Annotated in this window: 18 protein-coding genes and 1 pseudogene; 1 reads left to right on the top strand and 18 read right to left on the bottom strand. The window is 37.5% G+C overall.

What is annotated here, in order from left to right; translation table 11 throughout:
- Positions 1-80: 80 nt before the first annotated feature.
- The 17 genes and pseudogenes from HMPREF0581_RS05520 to HMPREF0581_RS05455 form a co-directional block, all read right to left on the bottom strand.
- Positions 81-2,048, bottom strand: a complete 1,968-nt coding sequence (locus tag HMPREF0581_RS05520; RefSeq protein ID WP_036381170.1) for an FtsX-like permease family protein — start codon at positions 2,046-2,048, stop codon at positions 81-83.
- A complete protein-coding gene (locus tag HMPREF0581_RS05515) occupies positions 2,048-2,803 on the bottom strand; it encodes an ABC transporter ATP-binding protein (RefSeq protein WP_036381167.1) in 756 nt (251 codons plus the stop codon). The genes HMPREF0581_RS05520 and HMPREF0581_RS05515 overlap by 1 nt, the downstream gene beginning before the upstream one ends.
- A gap of 92 nt (positions 2,804-2,895) precedes the next feature.
- Positions 2,896-3,807, bottom strand: a complete 912-nt coding sequence (locus tag HMPREF0581_RS05510) for a sensor histidine kinase (protein ID WP_036381164.1) — start codon at positions 3,805-3,807, stop codon at positions 2,896-2,898.
- A gap of 8 nt (positions 3,808-3,815) precedes the next feature.
- Entirely contained in the window at positions 3,816-4,484 is a 669-nt protein-coding gene (locus HMPREF0581_RS05505; protein WP_036381160.1) for a response regulator transcription factor, read from the bottom strand.
- A gap of 187 nt (positions 4,485-4,671) precedes the next feature.
- Positions 4,672-5,310, bottom strand: a complete 639-nt coding sequence (locus tag HMPREF0581_RS08925; protein WP_242835200.1) for a YdcF family protein — start codon at positions 5,308-5,310, stop codon at positions 4,672-4,674.
- Positions 5,311-5,809: 499 nt separating this feature from the next.
- Positions 5,810-5,968 carry a hypothetical protein gene (locus HMPREF0581_RS08765; RefSeq protein ID WP_156918835.1) on the bottom strand — a complete coding sequence of 53 codons (159 nt, stop codon included), beginning with the start codon at positions 5,966-5,968 and terminating at the stop codon, positions 5,810-5,812.
- Between the two features lie 85 nt (positions 5,969-6,053).
- Positions 6,054-7,304, bottom strand: coding sequence for a transglutaminase domain-containing protein (locus HMPREF0581_RS09120; protein WP_330371659.1), 1,251 nt, complete (start codon positions 7,302-7,304; stop codon positions 6,054-6,056).
- A 52-nt stretch (positions 7,305-7,356) separates the two neighbouring features.
- Positions 7,357-7,452: a helix-turn-helix domain-containing protein gene (locus HMPREF0581_RS09090; protein ID WP_408631970.1), complete on the bottom strand. Its 96-nt coding sequence runs from the start codon at positions 7,450-7,452 to the stop codon at positions 7,357-7,359.
- 231 nt (positions 7,453-7,683) lie between these two features.
- Complete coding sequence (locus HMPREF0581_RS08760) at positions 7,684-8,556, bottom strand: CPBP family intramembrane glutamic endopeptidase (protein ID WP_051426952.1); 873 nt, start codon at positions 8,554-8,556, stop codon at positions 7,684-7,686.
- Between the two features lie 212 nt (positions 8,557-8,768).
- Positions 8,769-9,380: a nuclease-related domain-containing protein gene (locus tag HMPREF0581_RS05485; RefSeq protein ID WP_036381154.1), complete on the bottom strand. Its 612-nt coding sequence runs from the start codon at positions 9,378-9,380 to the stop codon at positions 8,769-8,771.
- Between the two features lie 372 nt (positions 9,381-9,752).
- The gene (locus tag HMPREF0581_RS05480; RefSeq protein ID WP_036381151.1) at positions 9,753-11,030 is read right to left on the bottom strand and encodes an O-acetylhomoserine aminocarboxypropyltransferase/cysteine synthase family protein; all 1,278 of its coding nucleotides are present in this window, start codon (positions 11,028-11,030) and stop codon (positions 9,753-9,755) included.
- Positions 11,031-11,135: 105 nt separating this feature from the next.
- Positions 11,136-11,942, bottom strand: coding sequence for a class I SAM-dependent methyltransferase (locus HMPREF0581_RS05475; protein WP_036381148.1), 807 nt, complete (start codon positions 11,940-11,942; stop codon positions 11,136-11,138).
- A gap of 63 nt (positions 11,943-12,005) precedes the next feature.
- Entirely contained in the window at positions 12,006-12,278 is a 273-nt protein-coding gene (locus HMPREF0581_RS08325; RefSeq protein ID WP_051426951.1) for a hypothetical protein, read from the bottom strand.
- Between the two features lie 81 nt (positions 12,279-12,359).
- Entirely contained in the window at positions 12,360-12,587 is a 228-nt protein-coding gene (locus HMPREF0581_RS08320; RefSeq protein WP_051426950.1) for a TMEM175 family protein, read from the bottom strand.
- A 354-nt stretch (positions 12,588-12,941) separates the two neighbouring features.
- A pseudogene (locus HMPREF0581_RS08540) lies at positions 12,942-13,124 on the bottom strand (VirB6/TrbL-like conjugal transfer protein, CD1112 family); the annotation flags it as partial.
- 432 nt (positions 13,125-13,556) lie between these two features.
- Positions 13,557-15,851 carry an ABC transporter permease gene (locus tag HMPREF0581_RS05460; RefSeq protein ID WP_036381141.1) on the bottom strand — a complete coding sequence of 765 codons (2,295 nt, stop codon included), beginning with the start codon at positions 15,849-15,851 and terminating at the stop codon, positions 13,557-13,559.
- Positions 15,851-16,552, bottom strand: coding sequence for an ABC transporter ATP-binding protein (locus HMPREF0581_RS05455; protein WP_009644621.1), 702 nt, complete (start codon positions 16,550-16,552; stop codon positions 15,851-15,853). Before HMPREF0581_RS05455 ends, HMPREF0581_RS05460 begins: the two co-directional genes overlap by 1 nt.
- Positions 16,553-16,889: 337 nt before the next feature.
- Here HMPREF0581_RS05455 and HMPREF0581_RS05450 point away from each other — a divergent pair, with 337 nt between their 5' ends.
- Positions 16,890-17,519: a TetR/AcrR family transcriptional regulator gene (locus HMPREF0581_RS05450; RefSeq protein WP_009644840.1), complete on the top strand. Its 630-nt coding sequence runs from the start codon at positions 16,890-16,892 to the stop codon at positions 17,517-17,519.
- A 234-nt stretch (positions 17,520-17,753) separates the two neighbouring features.
- On the opposite strand, the gene tnpA is transcribed toward HMPREF0581_RS05450, so the two are convergent.
- A complete protein-coding gene (gene tnpA, locus HMPREF0581_RS05445; RefSeq protein WP_156918847.1) occupies positions 17,754-18,212 on the bottom strand; it encodes an IS200/IS605 family transposase in 459 nt (152 codons plus the stop codon).
- Positions 18,213-18,566: the final 354 nt, after the last annotated feature.

Genomic DNA, 18,566 nt, shown 5'->3' with positions numbered 1-18,566 from the left:
ACTGGTATTCTTCATGCTCAAATCGCAGATTTCTCATTCAGATAATTTGCTCGTATATTCACCGGATTCATAGCTACCGGTTAATGTACAATCTTATAATATCTGCGCGATGTAAATTTGAAAATTACAAAGTAAACTGCGAAGAACATTGCAATTACTATGCCGAATAAGGTTCCGTATTGCACGAAGCTGTTTACGCCAAACAGTCCCAGTAATTGATATACTATCTTTGATGCAACCACAGAATGGATAATTGCAACTGCGAGCGGAGCAAAGAACATCCATACTATCTGAGACGCACCGGTCTTCTTAATCAGCTCATCAGAAAGACCGATTTTTTTCATTATCTGATATTTCTCCCGATCCTCATAGCCCTCGCTTACCTGTTTATAGTAAATTACAAGGATAGTACCTGTCAGGAATATTAGCCCGATTATAACTCCAAGGAAGAGAAAACCTCCGTTCAGCTCATAAACAGATTTTAAATATTCGGATTTCACAGCAACTTCATATTCTTTTTCTTGCTTCAGCTTATTAAGCTCCTTCGTATAGGCCTTGTCCGAGATACCTTTAACATTCCAATCCGCATTGCAGTTTATGATTGAATCTTCCATCCTTGATTTTTTCATATTCAATGTTCTTATCGACCTGCTGATATACTGCATTGTAGAAAAATCTTTTGCAATAACACCGTAAACCTCTGCAGCGTAGTTTGACGGAACTATATTTTCAATCTTTCTGACCTTGAATTTGCGTCCGCCTATTTTGAGACTGTCCATATCAAGCAAACGCTTCATATTAGCGCAGACAAGGATCTCGTCATCCTTTAATTTAATATTTTGATGAGTTCTTGCGTTATAGCTGTCCAGGTCATAAACCATAACGTAACTGGGCACACCGCCGGAGCCATTATATTCTTTTAATGAATTACCCTTTTTAATTGTAGCTGCAATTATATTATAACCTACGAATTCATCCGAAATATGCGCATTGGCGCTTTCCGTCTTCCTAACTCTTTCAGCAAGCGCTTTGGAAACATCTTTATAATTATTTTCGTTCAAAGGCACATTACTGTTAATCTGATACTCTCTCGGAAGTACATTTTCCGCCATCGATTGAACATTCGAATACATTGTTGCAGTAGCGGACAGGGTAATTATAATACCTACACTCATAATCGAGATACTTGCCAGTGACACAGCATTACTCTTCATTCGATATAGGAGTCCGCTGGTGCCTAAGAATCGCGTCGGTTTAAAGTAGCTCTTTTTTTTCTTTTGCGACTTCAAAATTATAACTGAAAATGACACGTACAGAAGATATGTCGCAAGCATAACCAGCAAGGCAGCAACGAAAAAGTATAATAAGGATGATACAGCTCCTTTTGTCACTAAGGCAATGGTATACCCTCCTGCCAATGCTGCAAATCCCAGAAGTGAAATAAACACTCTGGATTTCGGTTCACCTTCTCCACTATGCTGTTTACCAAGCAGCTGAATCGGAGTAGTCAAATAGATCCTATAGCTGCTGCGCAGAACCGTAATTACATATAGTACTACTGCAATTATCAGGGTTATAAGCATGGCCGCGACACTGAAAGGATAGTCCATAGGTCTTCCCGAAACATCGTGCATCAGATGATTAAGTCCGAGAAATGTAAGCTGCCCAAATACGTAGCCGCCCACAATTCCGATAAATGCAATTATAGCAAACAGCACGAAAAATTCTATGCTGATGATTTTTCGAATATGTTTCTTTTCCAATCCCAGGATAGCGTACAATGCAAACTCTTTGTTTCGCCTTTTGAGTAGGAAATTCGTAGTGTATGTCACAAAGATTAAAGCAAAAATTCCAACTACCGCTGCTCCCATTGCGATAACAGTAGGAAGACTTGCATGTCTGGTCTGAACGTATTCGTTATTGATCAAGCTTGCCATGATGTTAAACATGATAAGCATTATACCTAAAGATAATACAAATGGAGTTTCAAACAATCTGTTTGCCTTCAGATTCTGAAAAGCAAACTTTCCGGCCATTGAGAACGTCATTACTGCTCACCTCGATTCAACATAAATTGAGCTTGATTTATACGCTCCATAAACTCCGATTGTCTCTCATTTTCACCACGATATATTTCGTGATAAACGACACCGTCTTTGATAAATAATACCCTGTTTGCATACGACGCCGCTCTCAGCGAGTGTGTAACCATTATTATAGTCTGTCCGGTACTGTTAATTGTACGGAACATCTTTAGCAGTGTTTCCGAGGACTGTGAGTCAAGTGCACCTGTGGGTTCATCAGCAAGAAGCAGAGCAGGATTGGTAATCACTGCCCTCGCTACAGCAACCCTTTGCTTCTGACCTCCCGATATCTCGTACGGATACTTTTCCAGTAGCTCACCAATTCCGAGCGGTCCTTTAAGACCACTTAACCTTGACCTCATAACAGCTTCTTTTTCATTTGAGAGAACAAGAGGCAGATATATGTTGTCGCGATTGTTAAACTGATCGAGCAGGTTGAAGTCCTGAAATACAAATCCAAGCTCTCTTCTGCGGAACTTTGAAATCTCACTATCCTTTAACGACGTGGTATCCTGACCATTTAGAACAACTGTGCCTGATGTCGCCCTGTCAAGAGTTGCTATGATATTCAACAGCGTCGTCTTTCCGGCACCGGACTCGCCCATAATAGAGATAAACTCCCCTTTTTCTACGGAAAAGTTCACTCCCTTGAGAGCTTCAGTCGTTACCTTTTTTGTTTGGTATATTCTCTTTACATTTTTTAATTCTAAGATTGCCATATTTTTAAGTTACTCCTTTCCCAGATAATCTAATTTTATACAACTGTATTGATTGCTGCATTTATCTAATATGACAATCCTTACTTCTAATCTTACAACTCTGAAAGGTTGGACGGAAAACGCACTGTAAACACGCTGCCGACATTTAAGGTAGATTTTACACTCACTTCAACATTTATCAATTCTGAAATGGTTTTAACCAGGTAAAGTCCGAGGCCGCTGGATTTCTCGTTTATTCTTCCGTTAAATCCCGAATAGCCTCTGTCAAATATCTTTTTTAAGTCTTCCGAGCGTATTCCGATTCCCGTATCTTGAATACTCAAGGTGTTCGTCTCTTCCTCATAAGAAATCCGAATACTCCCTTTTTTCGTATATTTGAGGGCATTGGCAAGAATCTGCTCTATTAATACAGATAACCATCTTGCATCAGCAAAAACTTCATTTGGAATAGGTTTATATTCCAGTGAAATTCGCTTTTCTATAAAAATCATAGAATATTTCTTCAGCAAGCTCTTTATTATGTCATCCAACCTCACTGACGTTATGTCCATATCTGCCTGTCGGTCTTTAATTTTCAAATAATTAATTGCCATGTTCGTATATTCTTCAATATAGAACAGCTCTTCTTTAAGCTTCTTTGCATACACTGTTTCTTCCTTTTGCAGAATAAGCTTAGCAACTGTAATAGGCGTCTTGATTTGATGTACCCACAGCAGAAAATACTCCTCCAGATCACGTCTGTCATTTATAGCTTGACTTTGCAATTGTCTGTTTTCCACCTCCAATTTCTCTGCAATTTCCCGGGCGCCCTCTCTTCTCTCGTAATTAAAATACTGGATAAATAAGTATATTACATCAGAAAAAGCAATAATTTCAGCTCCGAGTATAAAATATTCTTTGTTGAGATTAGCAAATGCAAAGATCAATCCAAACACAGCGACTGAACAAAGGGAAACAATTATTGCCTTATATTCACTTCTTAAAAAATCCGCTAACTTATGCATATTCACCCTCATTGTAGAAAATATCCTATTCCCTTCTTGGTCTGTATCAATTCTCCCAGACCTACGCCACTTAATTTTTTTCTCAGTCTAGTCATATTGACTGCCAATGTGTTGTCATCTATAAAATCATCCCCCTGCCAACAGTGGTTCATAATTTCCTCTCGCCCGGCAATCTGATTTTTCATATTGAACAAAATCTCTAATATCAGCAATTCTGTTCTTGTCAAATCTACAGAAAAGTCTTGTCCTTCCAGCTTTGCCGAGGATAGATTCAGTGTCAGAGCTCCGTATGACAATTTATCACTTTCCAACGTATAGTCATATGTCCTCCTCAAAATCGCCTGTATCTTGGCTCTTGTTACCGCAATATCGATAGGCTTCGTAATATAGTCATCTGCTCCAAATTGTATTGCCTGCACCATGTCCATCGATTCGGCGTATGACGAAATGAATACAATTGGGACATTTGATTCCTGACGAATCTTCTGTGTCCAATAGAAGCCGTTGTAATGAGGCAGACTGATATCCATCAAGACAAGATCGGGATTAAAGCTTTTGAAGGTTTCATACACTGTTGTGAAGTCTCCGATGCTTTGCGTATGATATCCCCACTGATTTAATTCTTCGCTGATAATCGAATCTATTGTTCTGTCATCCTCTACAATTAATATTTTCAATGTCTCCTATCTCCTTACACTTAAACATTATCTATATTAATAATACCAGTGTTAATTTTACTCTTTTTTATATACTAATGACAAATAAATCCCTGCAACCATATTGCGATCACAGGGATTTATCGCCTTAAATTCTGTATTAGTATATTACAAATATATTTCTTACCGGCAATTTCAAACACCTAACTTATAAATTTCTACCCAGATACGAAACAGCAAGCATCAGAAAGAATAAGGCATAAAAAGCAATAAACACCCACTTGATTTTTACGCAGATCGCTATAAATTCGCGAATGAACGCGGAAGGAATATAATAGCTTGCGGTATTGCAGCCAAGCCCGTCTCCAAGCATCCCTATCGTCTTTGCATAAGCCCCGGTTCTGTATACATGATAATTGTTGGTCACAAATAAGAACATTGGACTGTCAACCAATGCTTCACCTAGTTTCTTTGAAAACAGCAAATTCTCATACGTCGTTGTTGACTTATCCTCCAGAATTACTTTATCCATAGGAACATCGGTTTCTTCGGCTATATAGTTTGCAATCGCTTGTGCTTCAGAGATTTTCTCATCAGAACCTCTGCCTCCGCTCGCGATGATTTTGATGCCGGGATTGCTCGATTGCCTAAACGCTTCAATTGCCTTGTCAATGCGCTTCTTCAACAGGGGAGTCACGGATTCCCCGTTTTTCAGACCTGCTCCATGTATAATTATAAAATCATAATGCTTATTCTTTGGAATCGCCAAGTACAGGATAGAATAAAGTATAAACCCTGCAAAGGCTGTTCCGAAAAGCATGTACGAAAATATAACTATAGCAACCATTATACTTATCGGAGGATTTGTAATAAACGCACTTCCCGCACCCGTTACGTAAATAAACATTAAAGCGAAAAACAATAGAATAAGCACGCCCAGTGACAAAGATAATAGATTTGTCTTGGACATTCCTTCGCGTTTCAGCAAAATACAGCCATTATAAATTAAAAAGACTGCACTTATAAAAATTACAAGAGGTAATGCAAACAACATCATAAACAGCAACAAATTATAAGCAGCAACAAGCCTTAAATCATAGAAAAGCTTTACGATAGATATGTATCCCAATATAAGACTCGAAATCAATAATGCAGGATTCAAAAAACTCCTTCTGTCTCTTAAGAAAGAGCAGATAAAAGCAATTATAGAAAACAAAGTTATTATATACATTCAGTCCCACTTCCTTAATCAAACAAAATCCCAAGGTTGTGTGTTATTATATCACTTATCAATCCCGTGCATTATACACCTATTAGGAGAAAATGTGACCCATAGCCATCTATCTTCAAATGTGCACAATCTCAACTTCACCTTCATGTGATACTGTATTATCCGATTTGTTATATGTATACGTTCCTTCTCCGTACTTCGCATCCAGATACGAAGAAAGGCTGTCCTTATCCAGCTTATCCCACTTAGCTGCCTCTGTGATGAACTTGTGCATTGGGAAATTTCAGTTTACTTATTTCAGAATCCAAGATGCTGTCAGTGGACCTGGAAAAGTATATAAAGCACTCCCGAGTCGATATTTAAAAGTTTCTTATTTTTTTAATATTGCGATTCATTAAATGCCTTCCCAAGTGTCTATACGTAAAAGCTTTGATTCCTGACATCTCTTGATGATGATTCTTCAACAATTCATCAGGAGAATCATATACCCCGAAGTCCTGCGTAATTCCCTCACTTTGAATGTATGTATTGTTTCTATCAAAATCAATTACGGGATGCCGGAAATCTTTCACCGCAACACCATAACCACAAAATGAGCCGCTACAGCTTACAAATTTTTTCTGCAAATTAGATAAATATTTCCGATCCAATATAAAAGCTTCAAGCTCATACCATGTGTTTTCAAAGTATACTTCAACCCAGCTGTGAAATATATTTCGAGGTGCATTTTTATAAACAAGTCCGCGCATTGCACCTTTTTGTAGTCGTTTATCTATGGTAAACCCATGAATCCGACAAGGGATTTCGCAGGCACGCAGCAGTGCCATAAAAAGAGTTCCTTTCGTATTGCATTGACCATATCCATCCCTCACAACCTTAGATGCGGGGATATTATCATCAACATTATATCCAAACGAAATATCATCCTTTACAAAATTATATATGGATTTAATACAGTCAAATTCATTTTGTTCCTTCCAATGCTTCATTTCTATTAACTTTTGAATACTCGGATTTGAAAAGTCCAGCATTTCAGTTTCCTGCAAATATTGATTTATTTTATGTTCCTTCGCAGCTTCTGAATTATTTAATGTATTATGTCCTTTTATCCATTTCCTTCTTAATTCTCTGGGTATCCACGGCCAGCAGCGGTTAACCTTCCTGCAATACGCTGTATATTCGTTGCCGTACGTATCTATAAGCCATTTTTCCTCAGTATGCTTTATAAGCACAGTCAGCATCCACCAGTAGATAAAAGGAAGTATCAACAACCAGGCATTGCCGACAATCAAAAGCACACCCGTACAAAGCAGCATAAAGGCGGAGTAAACCGGATTTCTGACCCATGCATAAACTCCGGATGTAACAAGATGATTCTTTTTAATATTCTCATCCAGTTTAGATATAATGACAGCCTGGATCCACATAACAACAAATAGAATGATGAAAAGAATCCCCATAACGATAAGGGGTATACGCAGAATCGTCAACCTTCCCGTTGAAAGAACAGTAAGATTTCTCAAAAGCACAGCAACGACCGTCAGCAATAAAATGGAAATAACGTAAACAGGTCCTATTCCATAAACAGGTAAATGTTCATATTTTTTCATTTTCTGTCTCCCCTTTGTCTCGGTTTTCATAGATCAGTTGACGCTATCTGAACTAATCGACAATATCACCAAAACTACAATCAAGTACATTGCAGATTCTTATAAGGATGTGCAAATGAACAGGCTCATCTTTACGAACTTTTGTCATAGTATCGGAGCAATTTAAGCTGCTTTTCTCAGATCTGCTCTGCTCATCTTTCTGTCGATAAGAGTTTTCCGTAATTTATTATATGAAACAGTCGTGCTGACTCCTTTACCGCATAATACACTGCACTGGCATTGTATTATCATTCTTATTAATTTTCAAGAAAACATTGCAAGATTTGCGTCATTTTGTGCCGCATTCTTGTTCCGGGCTATTACAATGAGGGATCGCTGTTTACTTATCCGAAAATATTTTTTTAGTATGTAATGAGTATATAAGCTTAAGTACTATGAAGCCGACTATCATCACTATTACTGACATTATTGTACCTTCAAGTCCGAATCCTGTGTTATAAGCGAAACTATTAAGGTCATGCTTTGTGTCCAGTTTAAATATTGAATAAGTGGGTACAGCCCCGCTATTGGGAAGACCCAACAAAATGTTCTGGGTGAAGTTCCATGCAGTATGACAACCCATTGCCATCCAGATGCTGTCAAAATATCGGATCATAGCGCCAAACAGTATTCCTGACAAGAACAAATCGAGAAGCGGAAGGAATGATACGTGATCATTTCCAAGGTGAAGAATCATAAAGAAACAGGACGTTATTATAGTCGGTATCCAAGAATTTCCGTATCTATAGGCAATTCTCTGAAGCATAAAGCCTCTGCATACCAGCTCCTCAGCTGATGATTGAATGAATACGGCGATAAACATAAATAAAACAGGAACAGGTTCAAACCTATAGAAGCTGAGCTTTATGTCACCATGCAGATAGGCGCTCAGAGCACAAGCGCCATTCATGAGAAAGCCTGCAGCGAATCCAATCATGAGATTATTAAAGGTGTTCCCGCCATTTCCGTGTTTTAGCTTATCCAGTATATATCTGTTTTTACTTATACCGACGATTGCAACTACGAAGACAACCCACATCGTCCAGAAAGATAAATACATGTTAAAGGTAGCAGCATACTCTTTACTGAATACCGCAAGGTTGATATGGAATAGTGATAAGAAATCGCTAGCCAATAATAGCAGCAAGGTCAGTACAGTGATCCAGAGGATATTGTCTCTAAACCCGAACTTTTGATTATTATTCGATATCATATTCATTTCTCCGTATCTGTTAAAATTAAACCAACGCTTCTCAGAACACGCTTGCCATAATTTCATCCGGTATTTTTACATCACTATATTTCCTTCTCTTCCGCCGCATTCCGGACTATTCATTCGTCAATGGATCTGTATCAAGCCTCTCGTTCCCGGTATAGCTAATTCAGGAGGACTGATCATGAACCCCCTGTCTTTTCTTCGGCTGTTCAGGTGTTTATCAGCAGCTCAATTATATCGCTCTTTGTATCCTTTAGAATCTTATGGCTGGTCCTCAGATGAATCGCTGCATTCATGTCCTCGCGGTTATTTAATATATATGCATTTTTAACCGGGCTATTTCCTCTCAACAGGTATGCATATCCTTCAACCCACACGTTAATTCCATTTTCCCTTATGTAACTGGCAAGTATATATATTTGTCGTCTTACCTGCCTGATTGGATTTTTGACAGGATTCCGGTACAGCTTCCCACCACGACTGCATTTTATTCTAATCCAGTTGAAGTCATACGCCCCGCCAGTCAATGTGCCGCTGTAATTCTTCACTTCGATTATAAATACGCCATGCCTGTTAATTATTACATTGTCGAGTTCTGTCTCCATGTCGCCATATGCAATTTGAACATTTGTAAGTAATACATCTTCACTGTCCAACAGCTCGCTAAGAATCCGACTCGTCAATTGTTCGCCTCTGATTCCTGCTATTTTCTGTCCGGATTCAGCAGAATTCCGTTGATCTTCAGAAGCGTACGCCAAAACGACAATAACGCTTAGTACAGCAATCGAGAGAACGATTGCTGTGATAATATTTTCGCTCATTTTACCATCCTCTTGCAGGTCCCTCTTTTTCCTTCATCTTACCTGAGAACTCATCATAAGCTTTCGCATCAATCGGCACTCTGAATTCACACTTATCAACACTGATATCAGCACGTGACATAACAGCTTTCCCACACAAGCCCCTGTATTATACCATTTCATCGAAAAGACATCATATATATCTGAATAATATTTTTTAATTATCGGAATAATATTAAATGAACGATAAGCATACAATCTTGCCTAACCAGAAAAGCCTTGCCTTACAGACACACTTATCTAAACCAACAAAAACAAAAGGAGTTGCCATATCATAGAACGGTAAACCATCATCTGTAGACAACCCCTTTTAGAGGATTCTATTTATTCAACTTATTTTTCCAAAGCCTGATCAACATCAGCAATGATATCGCGAATATCCTCGATGCCCACGGACATTCTGACAAGATCCGGATACACTCCGGCTGCTGCCAGCTCTTCATCATTCATCTGCCTATGCGTGGTAGATGCAGGATGAAGTACGCAGGTCCTCGAATCAGCTACGTGAGTAACGATTGAAGCTAACCTCAGGGAATCCATGAACTTAACCGCAGCCTCTCTGCCGCCCTTTATACCGAATGCGATAACGCCGCAAGACCCGTTTGGAAGGTATTTCTCAGCGAGTGCATGCTGGCTATCATTTTCCAATCCTGAGAACGAAACCCACGCTACCTTAGGATGATTCTCAAGGTGTTTGGCGAGAGTCATCGCGTTTTCAAAGTGTCTTTCCATTCTGAGGTGAAGTGTTTCCAGCCCGATTCCAAGGTAGAAAGCATTCTGAGGAGATGGAATAGCTCCAAGGTCGCGCATCAGGTTAGTTGTTATCTTTACGATATATGCGGCCTTACCAAAGCTCTCAGTATATACAGTGCCATGGTATGTTCCGTCAGGAGTTGTAAGCCCGGGGTATTTTTCGCTGTACTTTGTCCAATCGAAGTTACCCGAGTCTACAACTACGCCACCGACTGAATTTGCAGTACCGTTCATGTACTTTGTAGTTGAATGTGTAACGATGTCAGCGCCCCATTCAAAAGGCTTACAGAAGATTGGTGTAGGGAATGTATTATCTACAATTAGCGGTACACCGTGCTTGTGAGCTGCATCTGCGAACTTTTCAATATCCAGTACGCTCAGCGAGGGATTGGATAAAGTTTCGCCGAAAACCAGCTTAGTATTAGTCCTGAACTTTGTTTCCAACTCCTCTGCGGAAATGTCCGGCTCAACAAATGTAGCTTCGATACCCATCTGCTTCATAGTATTAGCAATGAGGTTATATGTTCCACCGTAGATAGCAGAAGTTGAGATAATGTGATCTCCTGCGTTAGCGATGTTTAAAATAGCGTAGAAGTTAGCCGCCTGACCGGATGATGTCAGTATAGCTGCTGTACCGCCTTCAAGCTGGCAAATCTTGTTTGCTACTGCGTCATTGGTAGGGTTCGAAAGTCTAGTATAGAAATAACCTGACTCCTTTAAGTCAAACAGATTACCCATCTGCTCCGAAGATTCATACTTAAAAGTTGTAGATTGTACTATTGGAACTACTCTAGGTTCCCCGTTCTTCGGTTCGTAGCCACCCTGTACACAGATTGTGTTGGTATTGTAATTTGTCATATAAGTCCCTCCTCTTTTACCAACTAACTATATATTGTTTATCGGTGAATTGAAAGCTACTTGATCGGTAGTTAAAGAATAGACACTGTACGCTAGCCGGAAATTTCAATTGAATTTTAAATGCAGAATCAATGTCCTCTTCCATCTATCCGCAAAGTACATATAGACTTTTGTAATCAGCTTTAATCCATCGCAATCCTTCAATGCTCCTTGAAAAAATCCGTCAACTTCTAAAAGCTTCGTCCCCGTAATCTTTACAAACGACTGTGGATTATCTACACTAAAATACATTTGCGCATTGGCATTTCCCGTTTTCTTTACATATTTATTGGCGAGTTTTAATCCTTTTGAATTTGTAGCATCAAAGACTAATTCACCTTTCGGAAATAACACCTTCATTTTCTTAATCATGTCTACGATTTTAGTTTCATCGAAATACTGATACACGCCTGCAACAGAAACAAGTGTTGGTAAGGTAGTATCGATTTCCTTAACCCAATCAAGTGAAAACATATCTCCTGATATTAGCTTTTCATTCTCCCCGTTTCCAAGCAGTCTTTTCCTAATTTCCATCACCTCCGGCAAATCCACCTGATAGAAATTAGCATGATAGTCATGAATACGATGGTAAGCTGTTTCTAATCCCGCACCTAAAAACACAACATTACTCTTACTATTTACGCTAAGGAATTTTCTAATCTTTTCATCTATTGTTTTTTGTCTGCAAACACTCGCCATATAAAAATATTCGCTACTATTCTTGTCTATACTGCCTGCCGGCATGTGTGCATTCAACGACAAAGCTTTGTCATCATAAAAAAATTTCGGAAACTTTTCAGATGCATATATTCTCGCTGACAACGGAATATACAGAGTGTCTTCCACTCCATCAAATATATTTTTTTCACCCATTCTCATATACCTCCCGTTCTTTCATCGCAATATCCAAGTGGATGTGGAACTGTGACACCTAACCTATATCTTTTTCTTTCGGTCTAAAACAGCCTTCAAAGTCAGAATGTATGCCGCCGCAATCAGCACAATGTACATCATGATCGGAGGATATACCGTAACGGCAAGGATAAGCCCTAACACCTTGATGGCTATATCGGGTATGAGCAGTTTCCGGTATCCTGCCGTAGCTTCGGGCAGTTCCCTGTTATCCTTATTCGGCTTATCCAGTTCCTGGCGCAGAAACCAGTTGCAAACAGTCGTTACGATTACGATTATTCCATAGAACGCCTGCATTGTTCTGTTGAAAAAATAAGCGCTAGTGAGTCCCGTGGCGTAGGGCATAAAGGATGAGCAGAAAAGCAATCCAAGGTTCCATCAGATCACCGATGCGGATATGTTTTCAACCTTCTCCCACAGGTTGTTCAGTGCAATCCAAAGAGACCCCAGCCAGAAGAAAGATAGGAAATATGCAAAGAAGTTCTGTCGAAGTTCCCAAAACGCCTCAAGCGTAGGTGCGTCCGGCTTTTCCAATTCCAGCACAAGTATGGTCATAATGATTGCAAGCACCGCATCCGTGAATGCGATTAGTCTTTCCTTTTTCATTTCATTCACTCCTTATAAAATGTACTCTTGCCGCTGCACGCCCATTCATCAAGCTCCGAACGCTTGAACCTTAACCGCCTTCCCATCCGGCTTTGTCTCATTGATATAGTTTTGTACATTCGGCTAAAACAGCTGTAAATCTAATTCTTTTATCAGAAGTAAATTTGTCTTTTTTCAAATCAATATATGCTTTTTCTAAATCTTTTCTCGTAAGGTTACTACTACGCTCTCTTTCGGTTTCAATGTCCTGTATCATTTTACTGGTTGAATCTGGCATCATTTCCCTTTCTATCTCTATATAGCTTTAATGATCATTTATAAATACCCGTTAACAGTGTACCATCTTTTAATATGCTGTGCCACATCAAAGATCGCCATTGAAAACTCAAAGGCATGAGATACTAACCATACAGCAATCCACATCTTGATGATATACTTGAAAAATTCAAAGGTATCTGTATCGTGCATATTGTTCTTTTGCATTACCATGTTGATAAGCTCGATACAAAGTACTGCTGTGATGATTAGTCGTATAATATGTTTTACCGACACATTTTCTTATGAAAAAGTGTCATACAATAACTTGTTCAACTTTGGATAGCCTGATGGTAAAATATCTTTAGCAGACATCTTACAAATGGTACGTCTATATCCTCCTTACAGCACTTTATGTGACTGTTTAGATAGTATCATTCAATACCATACAACAGTATAAACACCTACAACTCGTTTAATGACTCAAAAACTTTCTTGCCCAGTCAAAGCTTCACATCAAAACAAACATTCTTTTTGACTTCAAAAAATATATCTATTTAACATCCTTCCAACGGAATTGCTTGAATTATCTGAGGAGACATCTTCCTCTCTCATAATTATTATTTATATACCCTATTTCAGTATTTGTGCAAAAGACTCTCAACAAAATTATAGAAGGTTTCCTAAACAATACACCTATATTAAACTTCTCCATTATTCAATGGATTTTAACGCTTCAACCATGTCAATCTTTCTTATTCTCATGGATACAATCAAATTGACTAAAACAGAAAATCCTATAACGCTGAATATAACTATCAAAAAATGATCTTTAGTAATAATAGGCACCCATTCCATGCTATCCATGGAAACAACTCTTATATATAATTTCAAGAACTGCTTGCTCAAAGGAATTCCGATAACAAATCCAATCAAAAGATTTAGAAAACTCTCCTTAAGTACCATTGCCATAATTTCACTACGTTTAAACCCTATAACCTTCATTGTTGCATATTCACGATAACGTTCAAGGTATGACAAGATACCAAGATTATATAGAATAACGACACTTAATAAAAATGCTGCCAAAATTAGTATATACATGATTGAATGAACACTATCCATCATTTCTTTCATATTGCCTTGTTGCTTTTTTATAGATATTATATTGCTTATTGATTCTTCTTTTTTTGCTTGTTCATAAGCTTCGTTGTTTCCTATATAAATTGTGTTTGGTTCAAAGTTTTTCACCTTATCTTTGTGTATAAAAATACCTTGAGGCATCTTTGCATCCACGATTGCCGTGACGGTAACCTTATGTTGTTTTAACGAACTTTTCGTCTTATATGCAATCTTATCTCCAACTTTAACATCAAGTTGTTCTGCCAGCTGAGAAGCAATTGCCACTTCATCTTTTTCTATCTTGATTTTCTTTTTTGATTTTGCATCAAAAATTCTGATTTTGTCACCTGAATCAAGCACTAAAAGAGAACCTGATTTTTCAGCTTCTTGAAAAGAAAAGTCAGCAGTTTCAGTCTGTGCAAACTGCATATCAAAAGAATTCAATTTGCGACTTAAATCATTATAAGATTCTCCGTATACCTGCCCAATATACTTATAACAAAATTCATTATTATAAACATCTTGATAGGAACTGTAAAGAGAATCACACACACCAATACCGGCAACCATCAATACAATACTTCCCACAATTGCCGTTATGCTCACAAATGTTCTGATTGGATGAATTCGAATGCTCCTGATCGTCCAAAGCCAATCATATGACAATCTTGATTTTTTGTATATTCCAGGACCACTTGACTTTTTATCAAGCATCCCTTTGATTGTAAAAGAAGGATTGTTTTTAATCACCTTTCTTGTAGTAATGATTGCAGCCAAGGTACAAACCGTAATAATCAGCACAATCAAGATCATACTATCTATTCCAAAGGATTTTTTCCATATAGGAAGTGTCAGTGTCGCCTTTTTTATATTCATAACAAGATTTGCCACCACCGTATATCCAAAAATCAGCCCAACAAGACTTCCTATGGTAGCTACCAAAAATCCATATTCCCCATAGTGAATATAAATTTGTCTATCATAGAATCCTAAAGATTTAAGTGTACCAATCTGAACCATCTGATTGCTTATAAGACGGCTCATCGTAGTATAAATTGATAAAATTGATAACAAGATAAATACAATTGAAAACAGCATTGCCATTTTGTGAATTTGATTTATTTCCTCATCAACCTGAGTGATAGAGATTTTATCTTCTTTCATGACTACTGATGAAAAAGAATCTCCCATTATACGTTTAATATCTGTTTCCAGCTTTGACTTGGAAACAGACTTTTCTGGTAAATCAAGTCTCACCTGATTATAAGATACTGTTCCCAAAATTTTATTTATATATTTTTCACTTATATAAGCATATCCGTGTCTTTTATGATCTGGAACTGTTTCTGCATAAGAAGTGACAAAATATATATTTTCTGCATCGAGAACAGTCCCCAAAATCTTTACTTTCTTCTTAATCCCCTTAAGCTCGAGTACAATCTTATCCCCCTCTTTCAGATTGTGTATCTTAGCGTAATCTTCGTCAATCCATATACCTTCTTCATCATCCTTTAGGGGGTGCCCGCTTCTAAGGAGCGGATTCATGAGTTTTTTAGTGCTATTTGTAAATGAATTGATATAAAGCTCTGAATCTTCATTGTCAATTCTCGTATTAAACTTAACGAATATTGATCCTTCAGCCTGATTTACATAAGACAATTTTTTTATATTTGAGATGTTTTCCCCGCTTATATTTATGCCATTGATATAAGCATCTGCCAAGTTAGTTTTTTCTTTGTAATCAGTATATGATTCTTCCATCCCCGTCCATACTGAACTCATTCCGCAGTAAATTGAAACCGAGATGAGAGCCATAACAAGTACCGACACAAACTGCTTCCATTGTTGCAATATATCTCTGTCAAATTTCTTATTTAAATATTTCATTACCAGAAAACCTCCTCCATAGAAATAGGATTTTCCTGATCCATAACTTCACTGACTTCACCATCTCTAAGTCTGATAAGTCTGTCTGCCGCAGGGGCCACTGCAGCATTGTGAGTTACCAAAACTACTGTATGACCATAATCTTTTGCCATGGAACAAAGCGTAATTAAAACTTTTTTCCCGGTTTCACTGTCAAGAGCCGCCGTAGGTTCATCACAAAGAAGCAGCTTAGGATTTTTGCAAAGAGCTCTTGCTATGGATACTCTCTGAAGCTCTCCTCCCGATAACCGAGATGGCAAGTTTTCCGCTCTGTCTTTCAATCCTACCGCTTCTAATGCTTCTTCAGCCGAAATGGCAACATCAGATAATTTGGATACCATATCTACATTTTCATAAGCTGTAAGAGTCGGTATAAGATTATAAAACTGAAAAACAAAACCAATATCTTTACGACGATAAAGAGTACGTTCTTTATCGGTAAATTTTGATATATTGTTCTCTCCTACATAAATCTCTCCTCTCGTAACATAATCCATACCTCCAAGAAGATTTAAAAAAGTAGATTTTCCTGAGCCGGAAGGACCTAAAATTACTGTAAAATCACCTTGTTTAATTTCCAAATTCACATCATTCAAAGCCTTTATTACATTGTTCCCAACCTTATATTCTCTCGTTACATTTTGAAAACGAATAAAACACATTTTTTTCTCCTTTCCACATAAATTTTTATGTTATATATTGAGTTTTCCCATTAATCTTAATCACATCAGGTGTCTGTTGTGAAAAGTATACATGCTAAAAAAAAGTGTATTATTAATATGAGTTATAGCTCACATTAATAATATACTTTTTTATTGCCTTGTCAATACATTATGAGCAAGTACTCGCATTTTACCTTTAATTTTTTTGTCCATATGTTATACTTATGTTGGAGTTTTTTATTTAGTCTAAAAAATCTAGATTTCTACAAGATTTTAATTGAAAGACTCATCGTTATTACAAAAAATTCAATACCCACCGTTGTATATTGGAGATGTTATGAAAAGTAAAGAATCAAAACATAAAAATATTAGAATACCGAAACAAAAAAGAAGCATCGAAAGAAAAAATCTCATAAAAAATACTGCTCTTCTCCTTTTTTCAGAGAAAGATTATGCAAATGTAAGTACAAATGAAATTGCAAAGACTGCAGGCGTATCCATTGGTTCGCTTTATAGCTACTATCCAAATAAAAAAGCAATTTATGATGAGCTTGTAAAAGATCTTTATTCAAATATTTTAGAAAAAATTATTCCGGAAGATTTATCGCAATTTTCATTCTTTGAAATAATTAAAAAATATATTAAATTTGTCTTAGATAGTCACAGTTATCTAACATCGTTTCAAAAGAAAATTACGGCTCTTTCCTATCAAAATAATGATTTTCGTGAACTTGAAAAGCCATATCGTATATTTGCTACAAATAAAATTCTCTCATTGCTTGAATTTTATCGCCCAAATCTCAAGATAAAAGACCTTTCCACAGCGTCATTTATAATTCATACAACTGTGGAAAGTATAGTTCATGAACTAGCTTTTTATCCTGATGAAACACAAAACAAAGAAAAAGTAATTAATGAATTTGCGGAAATGTTGTATAACTATCTCTTCAAAGAACCTCTTGAATAAATATCATTACACCATTTCAACTCTTAAAAGGGTATGTAATTAATTTCCTGTATTAACCTATACCCTAATACTGGTTCTCTTTTTTCCCTATACCATGTGTTCTCCTTTCCACTTTTAGGCAAAAACCATCCACGCGTCGAACGCGTGGTTGTTAAGTAGGCGGGCAAAGCCCTCTGCTCCTCGCGGACGCGTCAAACGCGTAAACGCGGTCTGTCAGTTGCGTTTTGCCTTAACCTACTTTTTCTTTTTCCTGAATGCTCCAGCTTCGCTCATGGTTAGCCGGTCTCCCATTTTGTCTTCTTCCAGTTGTTTTGATATATACTCGGATATTCTTGCTTCGTTTTTACCTACTGTATCTACATAATATCCTTTGCACCAAAATTCTCGGTTTCTGTATTTATACTTTAATTCCACAAACTGTTCATACAACATTGTACTGCTCTTACCTTTTAGATATCCCATGAATTTGGATACCGAATATTTGGGTGGTATAGATAATAGCATGTGAATATGATCCGGGCATGCCTCAGCATTCAGAACCTCTACGCCTTTCCACTCACATAGTTTTCTTAATATTTTTCCAATCTCATTTTTCTTTTGTCCATAGAACACCATTCTTCGATATTTTGGTGCGAAAACTATGTGATATTTGCAGTTCCACTTTGAATGCGCTAAACTATTTATGTCATTCACTCCCATGTGAATGCACCTCCTTCTGTTCCTTTGTTTGCAGCTGACAGACCGCATTCAAAGTGTAACAGAAGGGTTTTTCATTTTCAATTCCTGCTCATCGGCAAAGCCTTTACTGAACCACGCGTCCAACGCGTGGTTTTACTTATACAAGAAAGAGCATATCACACTAAAAAAGTGTGCTATGCTCTTTTCATGCTCAACAGTGTTTTTTGTTTCACTGTCTCTCATAAAGGGAGCATATCCGTGTGCCGCCCTTAAATAATGCGGATAATATATTGAATATTGATCAATTTAGTGCTATAAGTACCAACGTAAATATATTAGAGTGTGGTTTACGTTAGGAGCTGTGTGTAA

It is taken from the genome of Mogibacterium timidum ATCC 33093 (assembly GCF_000525775.1).
GTDB lineage: Bacteria > Bacillota > Clostridia > Peptostreptococcales > Anaerovoracaceae > Mogibacterium > Mogibacterium timidum.
This window is presented reverse-complemented; position numbering and strand designations above follow the sequence as displayed.